We start from the raw sequence: 16,444 nt of genomic DNA, 5'->3' as shown, positions 1-16,444 counted from the left end.
CTACAAAAAGAATCATGCCGTTTGACTATCTAGCAGCATTTCCCATCCCGGCTCATGCCTTGCCACCAAGGCTGCGTGGCCTGCTGGAACCTGTCGGCTTGTCGCCTAGCCAAGCTGTGGAGGTGGCCGCGATGCAGGAATCCGATGCGCATGTAGGGCAAGCTGAGCATCTGCATTTGCTGATGGCAGTGGTTCCCGGAGTGGAGGATGGCCCCATCGAAGTTCTTTCTGAGGCGGGCGATGGCGTGGTCGAGTTCTCTGTTCCTACCGGCGACATGCGTGGTTGCTCGACCGACTTTTCTCCGTCGATATCGGGTTATGACTACATCGTTGCGGCTTGGGGTGACAGCTCGTTCTACACCTTCAACCTAGCCGAGAAAGTCTGGATGACCCTTGGATTGACTCCCCGTTGTGTCGGCAACGATCAGCAACGCCTTGTCTACGATGACTTGGGGCTTCCGGAGTTCGGCGTGGCCGAGGGCGAGGTGTCCAGTGACTACCACTGGAACTTGAAGAGGTCGGTCAATTGGCACATGTCGAATGAATACCTTCGCCGCTACCTTTGGCTGCGTGGTGCGCGGGGTGTGCGAGCTTTCTACTATTCAGCCCAGTTGCAAGATCTACCTGAAGTACGCGCGATCATGGGAGGGGAGACTCATGTGAGCCGCAAGCCCGCTGACGGGATTGCTTGGTATGACTTGGATATCCGCGAGCACGAAGGTGGGCTTCTGGTCCAGCTCTGGGCTTCCGTCGAAGCGGTGATGCCGGAACTATGTCAAGAGCAGACTGCTGAGGGCATTCTGTGGCCTGGTGACGCGCAGGCCATGACTCACGCGCGTGCGAATGCCCTGCTGGGGGTGGATCCGGTCTACCTCCATGATCGATTCCTCCAGAAGTACGAACAGAGCACTTTCTACGACACGACTCCGACTCGTATTGGGGGACAGTGGTACTGCAGTCCGTCATATAGAGGGCAGTGGAGTTTCACCGAATGCCGTCGGGTCGGAAGAAATTTGATCCAAGTGCCAATGCGTGAGCTGTACAAGCCGAAGCCGGATCGCGAGGTCATTCACGCCCGATCATTTGCAGTCGATCCGGCCGACCTTGCCTATGCAGACCTGAACGAAGAGCATGTGGTTGCCAAGGTGCAGCGGCTGCTCGATGTGCTTCTACGATTGGGCGATGGTCTTTCCGCACTAGGCGTGACTGTGGGGCTGAACAAGTCGGCAGTAGAACTGACTGGTTTTGATCGTGCAGAGGTTGTGGCCAATGGTTGGATGGCCTATCCGACGCTCAGTCGGTTGGCCCAGGTCGCACCATTCGACCTGTCACAACAGATGTTCTTGGCTCGCTGCAAGAGTTTGCACGAGGTATGGCAACGCGTTCCAAATGGCTACCTCAAGTCATTGTTGGAGGGCGCCGGATGTCCGAGAACTGCTGTCAGGGATCTCGGAAGCCTCAAGCTGCTGCAGGCGCTTCTAAATGTCATCGAAAGACTGAATGCTCACGAGGAGGCAAGCGATGCCTTTGCCTCGGCGACAGAGCCGGAAGGTTGGCGCGACCGCAGTGAAGCCATGGCGCCCCTGTTCCTCAACAACGACCTTCGAATCGCCGACGCTCACGAAACCGTGGAGCAGTGCCTCGCGACCCTGCAGCGCCTTGGTTTCGACACAGCGAACGTCAACGCAGGCTACGGTCGGGCCCTCGATTTCGTCATGGACGGCGTCATCAATGCTCTGGAGACAGTGGCCGTAGCACTCGGTAAGCTGTTGAAGCTGCCGTAGACAGCCAATCAGCTGGCAAAGGACACTGCGTTTTGTGTATCCTATGTCCTGATTGACGATGGTGTCGCAAGAGTTGCTTCCCCGCGAATCGCTCCATTTCCCGCGTCAGCAAAAGATGTGCGGTGTTGACGGTAAGAGTGACGGTAAGGCCCCATGTTGATCACAGTCAATCCCTTTAACCACGCGGGTTTGGGCGTCTTGTTGATGATGGAGTGGGAGTGAGTGGGGGTAAATCATAATACTGTTTATTTAAACAGTATTGGCGCACAATGCGACGGATTTTCCGGAGCTTTCTGTGCCATGTTCCAGCTTCACGATATCTACTATTTTCTCTTCCCTACGCCGCTTGCCGCCGAGACGGCCAAGGAGTTGCTGCGGCGCCTCCAAGGACCCCGTGGGGCGGGCAGAGGCGAGCCCATGTCCTTGGATCGGCTGCACATCACGCTCCATTATCTGGGGCGCTTCCTGAACAGCATCCCCCGAGGGGTAATCGACTTGGCGCTGGCGACGGGTAGCGCCATGGACTACGAACCGTTTGGGGTCCGCCTTGACGTGCTGCAGTCCCGGGGCGGCTTTCAAAAGGGGACTTTCGGCACCGTCGAGCTGGCGCTACAAGCGGGCGCTGCGCGCGAATTGCGAGGTTTTCAACATGCGCTGGGCAACACGATGCGTCGCATGGGGTTTGCAGAGACTCAGATCCGCAGCCATTTCAACCCGCACATGACTTTGCACTACAAGCACGAACGCATTGACCGGATGGTGGTCGCTCCCGTGGCGTGGACCGTGACGCAGTTTGCCTTGGTAGACAGCCTCTACGGCCTGGGCAGGCATGATGTGCTCGCGCGCTGGACCTTGAAGGCACGGCAACAGGTCTTTCTTGATTGGTGACCTTGCGAAGCAAGCGGATACCCATGTGGACTTGCTGTGCTGCATCGTGGTGCGGAAGCTTCCGCAGCTACCATCCTCTGAGGTCATTGGCTCTCTCATTTCTACATGACGACATTTCACGATTTCTGGCCCGGTTGTGGTTTCCAAACGCTGGATCGCGATGCCCGTGGCTGGCTGCCCCCCACCGACGGATACCTGCGTTGGCTGCTGGCCCGACCAGAGCTGGCGCTGGTGCCAGAGTCGTGCGCTGCTGAGATCGCACTGCATGAATCGCTCAAGGTGTCACCTGCTCGGGTGGTCACCTCTGCGGAGCTGGCTGCATTGCAGGACGACGACGCGCGCGAGAACTACACCGTGTTCCTGCGCTTTCGCGATGGCCTGCTGGCCGCCGGCACGCTGGAGGCTTATTTCCTGCAGCTCATGCGCAGTGGGGCGGTGAACGTGCCGGCCGTGTTCATCGACGCCGTGGTGCAGGCCCTGTTGCGCAACGTGTTGGATGACTGCAACGATGCATTTGAAGCCCGCGCGGCGGAGATGCTGTTTCGGCCGCAGCGCATCACCTTGCAAGAGGGGCAAATGCTGGCAGGCGACCGGGAGACGCTCGACATGCTCAACGAGACTGCGGGTCTGGGCGACGTGGGGCGCTTGCTGCTGCAAAGTGGCGCGCTGCAGCCCACAGCGCAGGTCAAGGTGCTGTCGGCCGACAATGCGGGGCAGTATTGGCAGGAGAGCGATCGCCATCACTTTCTGCTCGATCTGACCCACGAGCTGACGCAGGACCTGAGCCATGGTCTGACCTTCAAGATGACCCGTGCGCGCTCGGGCCTGAAAGCCCTTGCCCGTGTGCTGGAGCGCTGGGTGGCAGATCTGCTGGGCGTGCAGGTGCAGATCGAGCCAGTGCACCAGGTCACCGACAGCGCTTGGCGCTGGCATGTGGGGCTGGATGTGGAGTCCACCGCCATCCTCAACGACCTGTACCAGGACCGGCCCGTGGAGCCGGAGCGCATGTCGCGGCTAGTGAGCCTGTTCACGCTGACCTTTGCCAACCCGGCCGAGATGCGGGCCGATGTGGCGGGCAAGCCGGTGTACCTGGGGCTGGCGACCAACGCCGAGGGCGTGGTGCGCATCAAGCCGCAGAACCTGTTGCTCAATCTGCCGCTGGTGTTGCTCTCTTGATTGCTATTGAATTTATAGCTGCTGGCGCATGATGAATAAGCGCTAGCGGCCAATTTGATTCAGATTTTTTCGAATGAGCAGCGCTGCTGTACAGGGCCCTCATCCAATCGTCATCAGGCTCGCATTGCCACCTGCGGCCGCGGTGTTCACGCTGAGTGCCCGCTCGATCAGCAAGCGCTCCAGCGGGATATCGGTGGCGCCAGGCCGCAGCGCGGTTACGCCCACGATGGGGCCGGGGCGGCGGGCGAGGGTGGTGCACGCTGCCTGCAGCGATGCGGCGTCGCCATGGTGCAGCACGGCGTCCAACTGCAGCGTGCCGTCGCTCAGTGTGTGGTCCTGCAGCAGCACCTGCGCCTGCACCAGGGTGGGCAACTGCGTGCGCAGGCTGGCCTGGTCGGTAGGCCACACGGCCGTGCCGCCGCTGGCAAGCACGGCGGCTGTCTGTGCCAGCAGGTCTTCCACGCTGTGCGCCAGGCACAGCACGCGGGCGCGCGGGGCCAGGGTGTAGACGTTGCGCTCACCCGTGGGGCCGGGCAGGGTGCGGGAGGTGCCGCTCTGCGTTTCGTTCGCCAAACGCTGGCAGGTAGCGGCTAGCGTGGCGTTGCCCTGCGTGTGGGCCCATTGCTGCAAGGTGGCCAAGGGGGCCAGTTGGCGCTCGCGCCGCTCCGTGTCGGGAGGACTGGTGCGGTCGGCCTCTGCAAACGTGCGTTTCAGCGCATCGGCCGGGCGCTGCGACAGCAGACGCAGCAGATACAGCGGCCCGCCCGCCTTGGGGCCCGTGCCCGACAGGCCTTCGCCACCAAACGGCTGCACGCCCACCACGGCGCCCACCATGTTGCGGTTCACGTACACGTTGCCGGCATGGGCGCGGTTGACCACGCGGGCAATGGTTTCGTCGATGCGGGTGTGCACGCCTTGTGTGAGGCCGTAGCCGGTGGCATTGATCTGATCGAGCAGGCGGTCCAGGTCGCTGCGCGCATAGCGCACCAGGTGCAGCACGGGGCCGAAGACTTCTCGCTGCAACTCGCCGATGTGGTTCAGTTCGATCAGGGTAGGGGGCACAAAGGTGCCCGATGCGCTGACGGCAGAAACGTGATTCGGGTGCTGGAACACGCGGTGGCCTTGGGCCTTGAATTTTTCGATGTGCCGGGTGATGCCTGTCTGCGCTTCGGCATCAATGACGGGGCCCACGTCCACGCGCAGCTCAGCGGGGTTGCCCACGCGCAGCTCGCCCATGGCGCCTTGCAGCATCTCGAGCACGCGGTCGGCGGCTTCTTCCTGCACGCACAGCACGCGCAGGGCCGAGCAGCGCTGGCCCGCGCTGTCAAACGCGGACGACACGGCATCGCCCACCACCTGTTCCACCAGGGCGGACGAGTCCACGATCATCGCGTTCTGCCCACCCGTTTCGGCAATCAGCGGTATGGGGCGGCCTGCGGCATCGAGCCGACCGGCCACAGTGCGCTGCAGGATGCGCGCTACTTCGGTGGAGCCGGTGAACATCACGCCCATCACGCGGGCGTCGCCAATCAGGCGGGCGCCCACGGTTTCGCCCTGGCCGGGCAGCAGTTGCGCAGCGGCACGCGGCACGCCCGCCTGCCACAACAGGCGCACGGCCTCGGCGGCGATCAGCGGGGTTTGCTCTGCCGGCTTGGCTAGCACCGGGTTGCCTGCGGCCAGGGCGGCGGCGACCTGGCCCATGAAGATGGCAAGCGGGAAGTTCCAGGGGCTGATGCAGGCCACGGGGCCCAGCGGGATGTGGGTGGTGTTGTCGAAGGTGCTATGCACCTGCGCGGCGTAGTAGCGCAAGAAGTCCACGGCTTCGCGCACTTCGGCCACGGCGTTGCTGGCGCTCTTGCCCGCTTCACGCATCAGCAGGCCCAGCAGGGGCTGCATGCGCTCTTCCAGCAGGTCGGCGGTGCGCAGCAGGGCGGCGGCGCGCTCGGCGGGTGGCGTGGCGGCCCAGGGGGCTGCAGCGGCCTGGGCGTGCGCCAGGGCCTGGTCTACGTCGGCGGTGGTGGCTTCTTGCACCTGGCCCACCACGTCGTGGTGGTTGGCGGGGTTGCGCACGGGCTGGGTGGGGCCTGTGGGCACATCAGCGGCCAGCAGGGGCGCTGCCGTCCAGGCGTGGCTAGCGGTGGCTTGCAGCGTGGCGGCCAGCTCGGTCAGCGTGTTTTCGTTCGACAAATCCAGCCCGCGTGAATTGCTGCGGTGGACTCCGTACAGCGCCGCTGGCAGGGGGATGCGCGGGTGGGGCAGGCCGGCAGTGCCTTCGGTGGCGGCTTGTTGATCCACTACCTGCACGGGGCTTTTCACCAGCTCATCCAGCGCAATGGTTTCGTCGGCAATGCGGTTCACAAACGAGGTGTTGGCGCCGTTCTCCAGCAGGCGGCGCACCAGGTAGGCCAGCAGGGTTTCGTGCGTGCCCACGGGGGCGTAGATGCGGCAGGGGCGGCCGAGTTTGCCTGCGGTGACGGCGCCCACCACCTGCTCGTACAGCGGCTCGCCCATGCCGTGCAGGCACTGGAACTCATACTGCCCCGCGTAGTAGTTGCTGCCCGCCAGTTGGTAGATGGTGGCCACTGTCTCGGCGTTATGCGTGGCGAACTGGGGGTACACAGCCTCGGGTGCTGCCAGCAGTTTCTTGGCGCAGGCGATGTAAGAAATGTCGGTGTGCACCTTGCGGGTGTAGACGGGGTAGTCCGTGAGGCCATCAACCTGGGCGCGCTTGATCTCGCTGTCCCAGTACGCGCCTTTGACCAGGCGCACCATCAGGCGGCGCTGGGTGCGGCGGGCCAAGTCCACCACGTAGTCGATGACGAAGGGGCAGCGCTTTTGGTAGGCCTGGATGACGAAGCCAATGCCGTTCCAGCCCGCCAGCGTGGGCTCGTGGCACAGGCGCTCCAGCAGGTCCAGCGACAGCTCCAGCCGGTCGGTCTCTTCGGCGTCGATGTTCAGGCCAATGTCGTACTGCTTGGCCAGCACCGTCAGGCGCAACACCAGCGGGTACAGCTCGTCCATCACGCGGCCAAACTGTGCGCGGCTGTAGCGCGGGTGCAGGGCCGAGAGCTTGATGGAGATGCCTGGCCCTTCGTAGATGCCGCGCCCGGCAGAAGCTTTGCCAATCGCGTGGATGGCTTGCTCATACGAGGCGTAATAGCGCTTGGCGTCTTCGCTGGTCAACGCAGCCTCGCCCAGCATGTCGTACGAATAGCGAAAGCCCTCGGCCTCCATCGTGCGGGCGTTGCGCAGGGCTTCGTCGATGGTTTCGCCGGTCACAAACTGCTCGCCCATGATGCGCATGGCCATGTCCACGCCCTTGCGGATCAGGGGCTCGCCGCCCTTGCCGATCAGGCGGCTGAGCGAGCTCCCCAGGCTGCTTTCGCTGTGCGTGGCTACCAGCTTGCCGGTGATGAGCAGGCCCCAGGTGGCGGCGTTGACGAACAGCGAGGGGCTCTTGCCCAGGTGCGAATCCCACTGGCCATTGCTGATCTTGTCGCGGATGAGCGCGTCGCGTGTGGCTTTGTCGGGGATGCGCAGCAGCGCCTCGGCCAGGCACATCAGCGCCACGCCTTCTTGCGACGACAGCGAGAACTCTTGCAGCAGCCCTTGCACGATGCCCGCGCGCCCGGCGCTGGCCTTGCGTTCACGCAGCGCCTTGGCGATTCGGAGGGCCAGTTGCTCGGCCGCTGCGGCCTGATCAGCAGGCAGGCGGGCCTGGGCCAGCAGTGGGGCCAGGGCCTCGGGCTCGGGGCGGCGATAGGCGGCGGTGATGGCGGCGCGCAGCGGGTTGTTCAGCGGTGTGCGGGGCGCGAAGTCTGCAAACGGGGCGGAGGGCTGCGTCATGGCGATGTCTTTCGGTGGTTTGGAGGGCCAAACAAGGCGTTGGGCGTGTTACTGGCGATGATCCTTGGGTTGCTGGTGAATAAATGTTCGAAAATGGCGGTTTAGGCAGAATAAATCGCTAATACAAATGCAAACAGAACCCGATCTGGACCGCATCGACCGCAAGATCCTGTCAATCCTGCAGGAGGACGGACGCATTGCCAACCTCAAGCTGGCCGAGGCCGTGGCCCTGTCGCCCACGGCCGTGCTGGCACGGGTGCAGCGCCTCACGCGCGATGGCTTCATCCTGGGCTACGAGGCGCGGCTCAACCCGCTCAAGCTGGGCGCGGGCATGCTGGTGTTTGTGGAGGTGCTGCTGGACCGCACAACGCCCAACGTGTTCGACCAGTTCAAGGCGGCGGTGCAGGTGCACCCCGAGATCATGGAATGCCACATGGTGGCGGGCGGGTTCGACTACCTGCTGAAAACCCGGTCCGCCGACATGAACGCCTACCGCGTGTTTGCGGGCAATGTGCTGTGGCAGCTGCCAGGAGTGCGCGAGACACGCACCTATGCAGTGATGGAAGAGGTCAAGCACACCAACCACCTATACCTGCGCTGACCGCACACGGTGCGCTTGCACCCACCGGATTGGCGGTGCTGGCAGAAGCCCGCATAATTCCCTGCAGATTTGCTTGCATGAGGAGCCACACCATGACGACCGCTTTTCCCTATGCCGCCGCAGCCCTGGTGGCTGCCCTGTTCAGCCAGACGGCCGCTGCATCCTGCTACGTCGTCTATGGCCCCGACAAGGACATCGTGTACCGCGCCCCGGAGCCGCCGGTGGACATGTCGCGGCAGATCCACGAAACCCTGCCCTTGGTGGCCCCAGGCTCGACCCTGGTGTTTTCTCCCGACAACTTTGGCTGTGAACTCACCATCAACAAGCTGCCGCTGACGGCTGTGTCCGCGCCCGGTGGCATGCGGCCTGCGCGCGCTGACCGGGGCTGACCGGGCCTGACATGGGCAGTTCGCCCGGGTGCGGCCAGCGGGCATGCCGCGCCTGAGACAATCGGGGGATGAGCGCACCGAAAGAACTATCCCCCTCGTTTGAACCCACCGAGCAGAACGCTCAAGACAACCTGCCTGAAGGCTGGCTGCATGTGCAGTCCATGGACCTCGACGCCCAGGGCGTGGCCCGCAAGCCTGACGGCAAGGTGGTCTTCATCGATGGCGCCCTGCCATTCGAGCTGGTCACCGCCAACACCCACCGCAAAAAGAACAACTGGGAGCAGGCCAGCCTGGTGGCGATCCACCGCGAATCGTCCCAGCGCGTGCGGCCGGATTGCCCGCACTTTGGCCTGCACGCAGGCGCCTGCGGCGGCTGCAAGATGCAGCATCTGCACGTCGGTGCCCAAGTGGCCGTCAAGCAGCGGGTGCTGGAGGACAACCTCTGGCACCTGGGCAAGGTGAAGGCCGAGACCATGCTGCGTCCCATTGAAGGGCCCGCCTGGGGCTACCGCTACCGTGCCCGCCTGGCCGTGCGCCACGTGATCAAGAAGGGGCAGGTGCTGGTGGGCTTTCATGAGCGCAAGAGCCGGTACATCGCCGACATGCAGACCTGCAAGATCCTGCCGCCGCATGTCGATGCCATGCTGATGCCCCTGCGCGCCCTGATTGCCAGCCTGGACGCCCGCGACACCTGCCCGCAGATCGAACTGGCCTGTGGTGACACCGTGACCGCGCTGGTATTGCGCCACCTGGAGCCGCTCTCCGCCGAGGACATCGCCCGGCTGCGCGCCTTTGCCGCAGAGCACCACGTGCAATGGTGGCTGCAGCCCAAGGGCCCGGACACCGTGAAGCTGCTGGACGAGGGTGGTGAGCAGCTGTCGTACGCACTGCCGGACTTTGGCATCACCATGCCTTTCAAGCCCACCGACTTCACCCAGGTGAACCCGCACATCAACCGGGTGCTGGTGAGCCGCGCGCTGCGCCTGCTGGACGTGCAGCCGCACGAGCGCGTGATCGACTGGTTCTGCGGCCTGGGCAACTTCACGCTGCCGCTGGCCACGCAGGCGCGCGAGGTGCTGGGCATTGAAGGCAGTGAGGCCCTGGTGGCCCGCTCGCGTGAGAACTATGCATTGAATCAGGCCCAGGCGCCGGACCATAAAGCGCTGGCAGCTACGGATTTTGTAGCGCGTAACCTGTTCGAGATGACACCGGAGATGCTGGTGGCCGACGGCGCTGCCGACAAATGGCTGGTGGACCCACCCCGCGAAGGGGCGTTTGCTCTGGCCAAGGCGTTGGCGGACATCGAGCAGGCCCGCATTGGCGCCGAGGGCGCTGGCCCGTTGCCCGCAGGGGCCGAAGGCTGGACGCCTCCGAAGCGCATTGTGTACGTGAGCTGCAACCCGGCCACCCTGGCGCGCGACGCGGGGCTGCTGGTACATTTGGCCGGCTACCGGTGCACGGCGGCGGGCATGGTGAACATGTTTCCGCACACGGCCCATGTGGAAAGCATGGCGGTGTTCGAGCGGGTCTGAGAGTCCGTGAAAAAGAGGGTGCGCGGAGGGTTCAGCCCTCCGTCCCGTGCCATCGCCCCCCGGGCGTCACGTCAGCTGCGGTTGCGGCTGGCGGCAGGGTCGCGGGGTTCGGTTTCGATGTCGGGTGCGCGTTCGCTGCGTTCTGGCTTTTCCACCTTGCCCAGCACCGAGGGCGTGCCCTCGATCTTGTTCTCACGCATGTAGGCGTCCATGTCCTTCCAGCCGGCAAACACCGAGGCCTTGGACGCCTTGGGGTTGAGGGTGTAGCAGTCTTCCAGCCCCCGCAGTGCGTGGCGGCAGGCACCGCCAATGGCCTTGGCCTCGGCATCGCGTTGCGCCACGCGCGGATCAGGGCCCAGGCCCGGCATCTTGTCGCAACCGGCAAGCAGCAACAGGCCCGCCAGAACCATCAGGCGCAATGTGGTGGAGGGGCTTTGTGGATACATGTACTTGCATTATCGGCACACTGGCCGTGCTATTGAGGCTTGATCTTGGTGCGTGGCCCACAAAAAAGGCTCCCGAGGGAGCCTTTTGATGGAGGTCAAGGGACTGGCAGGGCTCAGTCGCGCTCGCCACCCATGATGCCCAGCAGGGCCAGCAGGCTCTGGAACACGTTGAAGATGTCCAGGTACAGGGCCAGCGTGGCGCTGATGTAGTTGGTTTCGCCGCCGTCCAGGATCTGCTTCAGGTCATACAGCATGTAGGCGCTGAAGATGCCGATGGCCAGCATCGAGATCACCATCATGCCCACGCCGGAGCCCACGAACACATTGATGATGCCGCCCACCATGAGCACCAGCGCGCCTACCATCAGCCACTTGCCCATGCCCGACAGGTCACGCTTGATGACGCTGGCCAGGCTGGCCATCACGAAGAACACACCGGCCGTGCCGGCAAAGGCCGTCATGATGAGGTCGGTGCCGTTCTTGAAGCCCAGCACCATGCCGATCATGCGCGACAGCATCAGGCCCATGAAGAACGTGAAGGCCAGCAGCACCGGCACGCCAGCGGCCGAGCGCTTGGTCTTTTCGATGGCGAACATGAAGCCGAACGCGCCGCCCAGGAACACGATCAGGCCCAGGCCGCCGGTTAGCGAACGGGTGATGCCGGTGGCAACGCCAATCCAGGCGCCCAACACCGTGGGGATCATGCTCAGGGCGAGCAGCCAGTACGTATTGCGAAGCACCTTGTGGCGCTCTTCCTGCGAGATGCCATAGCCCGCAGAGTGGCCCAGGGTGGTGACTTGGTCATTCATCTTGTGTCTCTCCTTGTTGGCCTGCACGACGCAGACAAGAGAAATTTTAGGGTGAGAGCGTTTTTTGCCCCCCAAAAACCGCACCCGGTCACCTACTTTTGGTAAGGATACTTTCACCCTCGCTGGGTGCAACGGCGCGGGGGATGCCGGTATGCTCGACTCTCTTTGTGTGTCGGGCGGCCTGTGGCGCCTGGCTTCCTCCCCATCTTTCGGATCTCTCCATGAAAACCAAGCACGAACTCGAACTGGCCGACGTCAAGGCCGTGGCCGCCGCCGCTGAAGCCGAAGCCCTCAAGAACAACTGGGCCGTGACCATCGCCATCGTGGACGATGGCGGCCACCTGCTGTGGCTGCAGCGTCTGGACGGCGCAGCGGCCGTGTCGTCGCACATCGCCCCTTCCAAGGCCCGCACGGCCGCTCTGGGCCGCCGCGAAAGCAAGGTCTACGAGGACGTGATCAACGGCGGCCGTACCTCCTTCCTGAGCGCGCCCACCATTGACGGTCTGCTCGAAGGCGGCGTGCCAATCATGAAGGACGGCCAGTGCCTGGGCGCCGTGGGCGTGAGCGGCGTGAAGTCCACCGAAGATGCGCAGATCGCCCGCGCGGGCATCGCAGCCTTGGGCCTCTGATTCGGGTGCTCACCCAGCAGGGGTTGCAGTTGCTCTTGTTTTGATAGCTGCAAGCGCATATTCCACTAGCGCATGGTGCCAAAAAGGCTTCAAAACCCTGTGGGAGCATAAAAAAACCGGCCTGTGGGCCGGTTTTTTGTTGGCGGGGTCGGGGGCAGCAAAAAAAGCCTGGCTACGCGGGCGCAAACCCGTTGGCTGGCAAAAACGACCCTTTCGAGCTTGTTGCAAGCCCGGGAGTCGCCCCACGATGAAACTATTTGGTCAGGATGAGCTTGCCCAGCTTGGTGGCCTGCAGGCGGTACACCGAGCCGTTGTGGCTGATGGCGACCGTCTTGTGGCCTTGCAGCAGCACGCTGCTGTCCAGCGCGGCCGTGGCGCCCCGCGCGCCGGAGGACGATGCCTCGCCAGATACCGGGGCGCCCGCCGAGTCGGCAGACGCAGTGCGGCGGAGCGGGGCGGAGGTCAGGGAGGCTTGCATGGAGGTTTCCTGGGTCATTGCAGTGCGTTTTGTTAATGATAACGATTCGCAATTACAAGTCAAGCGAACTGTGTGTTTCCTTTTGTTCCTGCGCCCGACCTGCATCAGGCGCAAGGCCGGGGGCTTTGTGCGCTGCGGGCGCCGGGTAACCAGGCGATGAGCCCGCTACAAAAGCCCAACCTCTTTGCCGCCCGCCAGCGCGTCCCCCGTGGGTAGGCTGGCAGGATGCGCGGGGGCTGCAGGTAGCTGTCGCCGTGCCGTTACTGCCCCTGTGGGTCCGTCACAAACCCGATCTTGCGCACGCCCGCGCGCTGCGCGGCCGCCATGGCCTGGGCCACGAATTCGTAGCGCACGTTCTTGTCGCCACGGATGTGCAGGTCCGGCTGGGGTTCCTTGGCGGCCTCGGCCTGCAGGCGGGGGAAGAGTTCTTCTTCGGACACCTGCGATTCGTTCCAGAAGAACTTGCCATCAGCCGACACCGACAGGCGCACGGTCTCGGGCTTGACGTTCTCGGGCTGGTTGGTGGCACGGGGCAGGTCCACGTTCACCGCGTGTTTCATCACCGGCACGGTGATGATGAAGATGATGAGCAGCACCAGCATGACGTCCACCAAGGGCGTCATGTTGATCTCGTTCATCACGTCATCGGTGTCGTCTTGGGTTCCAAAGGCCATGGCTTAGCTGCCTTTCTTCATGGGCAGCACCTTGCCGGGCTCGCCAGCGTTCACGCGGGCACCGGTCACAAAGTAGGCGTGCAGGTCATGGGCAAAGCTGTTCAGACCGTTCAGGATGGACTTGTTGCCGCGCACCAGCGCGTTGTAGCCCAGCACCGCCGGGATGGCCACGGCCAAACCCAGGGCGGTCATGATCAGCGCCTCGCCGATGGGGCCGGCCACCTTGTCGATGGTGGACTGGCCCGATGTGCCGATGGCCAGCAGCGCATGGTAGATGCCCCACACGGTGCCGAACAGGCCAATGAACGGGGCAGTGGAGCCCACCGACGCCAGGATGGCCAGGCCCGAGGACAGGCGGGCAGTGAACTCGTCGATGCAGTTGCGCAGGCAGCGGGTCACCCAGTCGCTCACGTCCAGGCTGTCGTGCAGATGGGCCTTGGTGTTGCGGTGGTGGGCGGTGGCTTCACGGCCTTCCAGCGCCAGGTGGCGGAAGGGGTTGGTCGGGTCGGCGCCCAGCTTGGTCAGGCCAGCGGCAAAGTCTTCGCTGTGCCAGAAGTCCTGGGCGGCGCGGGCGTGTTTCTTGAACTTGATGATGTCCAGCGCCTTGATGAGGATGACGATCCACGAGGCCAGCGACATGGCCAGCAGCAGGATGGCGACGGCGCGGGTGACAAAGTCACCCTGGATCCAGACGTTGGCGATGCCGAATTGCGATTCCATGAAAACTCCCTGAGCGGTGATTGGTTTATTCGAGAACAAAGTTGACGGGGACGAGGTTCCACATGGCCTCGGGCACGCCGTTGCGTTTGCCGGGTACAAAGCGCCAGCGCATCACGGCGTCCTGGGCCTGGCGGTCCAGCCGGTCAAAGCCGCTGGACTTGTTGACCTCGACCTTCTGCGGCACGCCGTCGGTGCCGATGAGCACCCTGAGCACCACCTTGCCTTGCTCGCCCATGCGTTTGCTGATGGCGGGGTAGCTGGGCTTGGGGTTGTTGAGGTAGGCCGCGTCGCTGGACGGCAGCTCGATCTTGGGCGGTGCGGGTGGTGCGGGTGGTGCCGGTGGCGCAGGCGCGGGGGCCGGGGGCGCCACAGGGGCCTCGATGGGCGGTGCGGGCGGCTGGGGCGTGGTGATGCCGGTGGGGGCATTGGGCGCTGGCGTGGGGTCGGCAATCGCCACCGGCATCGGGGCCGGGCGCGGCGCGGCCTTGGGGGCGGGCTTGGGCGGTGGAGGAGGGGCCGGTGGCGGTGGGGTGACCTTGGGCGGGGCGGGCGGTGCGATGAATTCGCTGAGCAGTTCGGCCGGCACGATCACCTCGGCCGCCTTGCGCACCAGGCCGGATTGCAGTGCCCAGATGCCCGCCACATGCAGCGCCACCACGGAGCCGACGATCACGGCATTGCGGCTCACACCGCCAGGGGGGGCGAAACGATCAGGGTGAGACATAAAACGAAAGGAAAGGCAGCGCCGACCCAGAGCATAGAGCCGACGTTGCCGGGTAAACCCGGATTATTTGCGAAAGATCCACCAGGCCGATCCTGCGACCAGAATCAGGCTGCCTGCGAGGGTTGAGAGGAGTTCCATGACTTGCTTTCCAGAATGGAGCTGGCAAGCTGGATCGCCTGCGGTGCCGCGTCGTTGCGCAAGGCGGCTACCGGTTGCGAAGCACTGCACTGCGCCACCACGTCGCGGGCGCAACTTTCGCAGCATCCGCATTGGGTGGCCACGCCCAGTTCGAACTGGATCTCATCGAAGCTCATGCCGGCACGGGCATGGCGGGCAATCTCACGGTCCGAAACCCGGCGGCAAACACAGACGATCATGGCGGCAGGCAGTGTGGCTGGCTGTTAAAAGGATGATTGAGATTATAAATACGAATCTATCGCATTTGCAATAAATCATTCCTGCCGACAGGGGGAAGGTGACACCTGCCTCTGGCAGGTTACTGATACCCCGAGCTCAGTCTCTGCCCGATGGGGCTCCGTCCTGCCCCTCCAGCAGTGCAGGCGTGGCCTCTGTCAGGGTGGCGCAGCCGGTCAGTGCCATGGCGACCTCCAGTTCGTCGCGCAGCAGGCGCAGCACATGGGCCACGCCCGCCGCCCCCGCATTGGCCAGGCCCCAAACGGCAGGGCGGCCCACCAGCACGGCCGATGCGCCCAGTGCCATGGCCTTGAGCACGTCGGTGCCGCGCCGGATGCCGCCATCCACCAGCACCGGTACCGCGCCGCCCACGGCCTGCACCACACGGGGCAGGGCGGTGACGGTGGCGGGGGCCGTGTCGAGCGTGCGCCCGCCGTGGTTGGACACGATGAGGCCCGCCGCGCCCACCGACACGGCCTGGCGCGCGTCGGCGGGGTGCAGCACGCCCTTGAGCAGCACCGGCAGCCGGGTGATGGACTGCAGCCACGCGATGTCGTCCCAGGTGGGGGCATGGTGCAGCAGTCCGTCGAACAAGGTGCTCTGGCCGGGGCTCAATGCGGAAGGGGCGGGGACCTGTAGGCCCGTCAGGTTGACCGGGCCCACGCCGGGCGGCAGCCGAAAGCCCGCGCGCCGCTCCCGGTCGCGCACGCCGCTGGTGGGGGCGTCCACCGTGAGCACCAGGGCTTCGTAGCCGGCGGCTTCGGCACGCTGCACCAGCGCCTGGGTGAAGCCCCGGTCCGGCTGCAGGTACAGCTGAAACCACAGCGGGCCGCGCCCCGGGTCGGGCAGCACGGCCTGGGCCACGCTCTCCAGCGACACGCTGGCTTGGGTGCTGAGCACCACGCCCGCGCCCAGCGCTGCTGCGGCGTAGGCCAGGGCCAGTTCGCCATCGGGGTGCGCCAGGCGCTGGAAGGCCACGGGGGCGAGCAGAATGGGGTGCGCCAGCGTGCGGCCCAGCAGAGGCACGCGGGTGTGCCCACCCGCCAGCGGCCGCAGCACGCGGGGCCACAGGGGCAGGGCGTCCCAGCCGCTGCGGTTGGCGCGCAGGCTGATCTCGTCGGCCGCGCCGCCGCTGAAGTACGCCCAGGCGTTGTCGTCCAGCTGCGTGCGCGCGTGCTGCTCGTGGTCGGCCAGGGTGACCAGGCCCGGGGGGATGGTGTGGCGTGCAGGAATTTGGGTCATACAAACAAAAATAGCACCAAGCGCTAGTGGATCATGCGCTGGGTGCTATCAAAATAATAGTTTAGCGGGGTGTCTCATATCCCCGCTCGCTG

The 16,444-nt window shown here is 64.5% G+C and carries 16 protein-coding genes; 7 read left to right on the top strand and 9 right to left on the bottom strand.

All coding sequences use genetic code 11. From position 1 onward, the window contains the following. The first annotated feature begins 14 nt into the window (after positions 1-14). From C380_RS14335 to C380_RS14325, 3 genes are all read left to right on the top strand, one after another. Positions 15-1,784 (top strand): hypothetical protein, encoded by a 1,770-nt coding sequence (locus C380_RS14335; protein ID WP_015014573.1) that lies wholly within the window; start codon positions 15-17, stop codon positions 1,782-1,784. A gap of 300 nt (positions 1,785-2,084) precedes the next feature. Then, positions 2,085-2,672, top strand: coding sequence for a 2'-5' RNA ligase family protein (locus C380_RS24070; protein WP_015014572.1), 588 nt, complete (start codon positions 2,085-2,087; stop codon positions 2,670-2,672). A gap of 105 nt (positions 2,673-2,777) precedes the next feature. After that, positions 2,778-3,848, top strand: a complete 1,071-nt coding sequence (locus C380_RS14325) for a DUF6352 family protein (protein ID WP_015014571.1) — start codon at positions 2,778-2,780, stop codon at positions 3,846-3,848. Between the two features lie 99 nt (positions 3,849-3,947). Here C380_RS14325 and putA read toward each other — a convergent pair whose 3' ends face one another. Next, on the bottom strand, positions 3,948-7,694 hold the full coding sequence (gene putA, locus C380_RS14320; RefSeq protein WP_015014570.1) for a trifunctional transcriptional regulator/proline dehydrogenase/L-glutamate gamma-semialdehyde dehydrogenase: 3,747 nt from the start codon (positions 7,692-7,694) through the stop codon (positions 3,948-3,950). 127 nt (positions 7,695-7,821) lie between these two features. On the opposite strand from putA, the gene C380_RS14315 reads away from it, so the two are divergent. The 3 genes from C380_RS14315 (at position 7,822) to rlmD (ending at position 10,216) form a co-directional block, all read left to right on the top strand. After that, on the top strand, positions 7,822-8,295 hold the full coding sequence (locus tag C380_RS14315; RefSeq protein ID WP_015014569.1) for an Lrp/AsnC ligand binding domain-containing protein: 474 nt from the start codon (positions 7,822-7,824) through the stop codon (positions 8,293-8,295). Between the two features lie 92 nt (positions 8,296-8,387). Further along, complete coding sequence (locus tag C380_RS14310; RefSeq protein ID WP_015014568.1) at positions 8,388-8,684, top strand: hypothetical protein; 297 nt, start codon at positions 8,388-8,390, stop codon at positions 8,682-8,684. 68 nt (positions 8,685-8,752) lie between these two features. After that, complete coding sequence (gene rlmD / locus C380_RS14305) at positions 8,753-10,216, top strand: 23S rRNA (uracil(1939)-C(5))-methyltransferase RlmD (RefSeq protein WP_015014567.1); 1,464 nt, start codon at positions 8,753-8,755, stop codon at positions 10,214-10,216. 71 nt (positions 10,217-10,287) lie between these two features. Here rlmD and C380_RS14300 read toward each other — a convergent pair whose 3' ends face one another. Both C380_RS14300 and C380_RS14295 read right to left on the bottom strand, forming a co-directional pair. Further along, positions 10,288-10,662, bottom strand: a complete 375-nt coding sequence (locus tag C380_RS14300; protein ID WP_015014566.1) for a hypothetical protein — start codon at positions 10,660-10,662, stop codon at positions 10,288-10,290. Between the two features lie 113 nt (positions 10,663-10,775). Further along, the gene (locus tag C380_RS14295; RefSeq protein WP_015014565.1) at positions 10,776-11,471 is read right to left on the bottom strand and encodes a Bax inhibitor-1/YccA family protein; all 696 of its coding nucleotides are present in this window, start codon (positions 11,469-11,471) and stop codon (positions 10,776-10,778) included. Between the two features lie 221 nt (positions 11,472-11,692). Between C380_RS14295 and C380_RS14290 the strand changes: the two genes are divergently transcribed. Next, entirely contained in the window at positions 11,693-12,100 is a 408-nt protein-coding gene (locus C380_RS14290) for a heme-binding protein (protein WP_015014564.1), read from the top strand. Between the two features lie 253 nt (positions 12,101-12,353). On the opposite strand, the gene hemP is transcribed toward C380_RS14290, so the two are convergent. The 6 genes from hemP to C380_RS14260 all read right to left on the bottom strand — a co-directional run bounded on the left by hemP (position 12,354) and on the right by C380_RS14260 (position 16,352). After that, positions 12,354-12,578 (bottom strand): hemin uptake protein HemP, encoded by a 225-nt coding sequence (hemP, locus tag C380_RS14285; protein ID WP_043566615.1) that lies wholly within the window; start codon positions 12,576-12,578, stop codon positions 12,354-12,356. Between the two features lie 260 nt (positions 12,579-12,838). Then, a complete protein-coding gene (locus C380_RS14280) occupies positions 12,839-13,252 on the bottom strand; it encodes a biopolymer transporter ExbD (protein WP_015014562.1) in 414 nt (137 codons plus the stop codon). A gap of 3 nt (positions 13,253-13,255) precedes the next feature. Continuing rightward, the gene (locus C380_RS14275; protein WP_015014561.1) at positions 13,256-13,972 is read right to left on the bottom strand and encodes a MotA/TolQ/ExbB proton channel family protein; all 717 of its coding nucleotides are present in this window, start codon (positions 13,970-13,972) and stop codon (positions 13,256-13,258) included. 25 nt (positions 13,973-13,997) lie between these two features. Beyond that, positions 13,998-14,696 (bottom strand): energy transducer TonB, encoded by a 699-nt coding sequence (locus tag C380_RS14270; protein ID WP_043565456.1) that lies wholly within the window; start codon positions 14,694-14,696, stop codon positions 13,998-14,000. 104 nt (positions 14,697-14,800) lie between these two features. Continuing rightward, positions 14,801-15,073, bottom strand: a complete 273-nt coding sequence (locus tag C380_RS14265; RefSeq protein ID WP_015014559.1) for a bacterioferritin-associated ferredoxin — start codon at positions 15,071-15,073, stop codon at positions 14,801-14,803. Between the two features lie 136 nt (positions 15,074-15,209). Beyond that, the gene (locus C380_RS14260; RefSeq protein ID WP_015014558.1) at positions 15,210-16,352 is read right to left on the bottom strand and encodes an alpha-hydroxy acid oxidase; all 1,143 of its coding nucleotides are present in this window, start codon (positions 16,350-16,352) and stop codon (positions 15,210-15,212) included. Positions 16,353-16,444: the final 92 nt, after the last annotated feature.

The organism is Acidovorax sp. KKS102, assembly GCF_000302535.1.
Lineage (GTDB): Bacteria > Pseudomonadota > Gammaproteobacteria > Burkholderiales > Burkholderiaceae_C > Acidovorax.
The sequence above is the reverse complement of the archived record's forward strand: the minus strand, read 5'-3'. Positions and strand labels throughout refer to the sequence as shown.

Bases quoted from the DNA above. Each gene is read 5' to 3' on its own strand.
- C380_RS14335 (WP_015014573.1), top strand. From the start codon at position 15: ATGCCGTTTGACTATCTAGCAGCATTTCCCATCCCGGCTCATGCCTTG.
- C380_RS24070 (WP_015014572.1), top strand. From the start codon at position 2,085: ATGTTCCAGCTTCACGATATCTACTATTTTCTCTTCCCTACGCCGCTT.
- C380_RS14325 (WP_015014571.1), top strand. From the start codon at position 2,778: ATGACGACATTTCACGATTTCTGGCCCGGTTGTGGTTTCCAAACGCTG.
- putA (WP_015014570.1), bottom strand. From the start codon at position 7,694: ATGACGCAGCCCTCCGCCCCGTTTGCAGACTTCGCGCCCCGCACACCG.
- C380_RS14315 (WP_015014569.1), top strand. From the start codon at position 7,822: ATGCAAACAGAACCCGATCTGGACCGCATCGACCGCAAGATCCTGTCA.
- C380_RS14310 (WP_015014568.1), top strand. From the start codon at position 8,388: ATGACGACCGCTTTTCCCTATGCCGCCGCAGCCCTGGTGGCTGCCCTG.
- rlmD (WP_015014567.1), top strand. From the start codon at position 8,753: ATGAGCGCACCGAAAGAACTATCCCCCTCGTTTGAACCCACCGAGCAG.
- C380_RS14300 (WP_015014566.1), bottom strand. From the start codon at position 10,662: ATGTATCCACAAAGCCCCTCCACCACATTGCGCCTGATGGTTCTGGCG.
- C380_RS14295 (WP_015014565.1), bottom strand. From the start codon at position 11,471: ATGAATGACCAAGTCACCACCCTGGGCCACTCTGCGGGCTATGGCATC.
- C380_RS14290 (WP_015014564.1), top strand. From the start codon at position 11,693: ATGAAAACCAAGCACGAACTCGAACTGGCCGACGTCAAGGCCGTGGCC.
- hemP (WP_043566615.1), bottom strand. From the start codon at position 12,578: ATGCAAGCCTCCCTGACCTCCGCCCCGCTCCGCCGCACTGCGTCTGCC.
- C380_RS14280 (WP_015014562.1), bottom strand. From the start codon at position 13,252: ATGGCCTTTGGAACCCAAGACGACACCGATGACGTGATGAACGAGATC.
- C380_RS14275 (WP_015014561.1), bottom strand. From the start codon at position 13,972: ATGGAATCGCAATTCGGCATCGCCAACGTCTGGATCCAGGGTGACTTT.
- C380_RS14270 (WP_043565456.1), bottom strand. From the start codon at position 14,696: ATGTCTCACCCTGATCGTTTCGCCCCCCCTGGCGGTGTGAGCCGCAAT.
- C380_RS14265 (WP_015014559.1), bottom strand. From the start codon at position 15,073: ATGATCGTCTGTGTTTGCCGCCGGGTTTCGGACCGTGAGATTGCCCGC.
- C380_RS14260 (WP_015014558.1), bottom strand. From the start codon at position 16,352: ATGACCCAAATTCCTGCACGCCACACCATCCCCCCGGGCCTGGTCACC.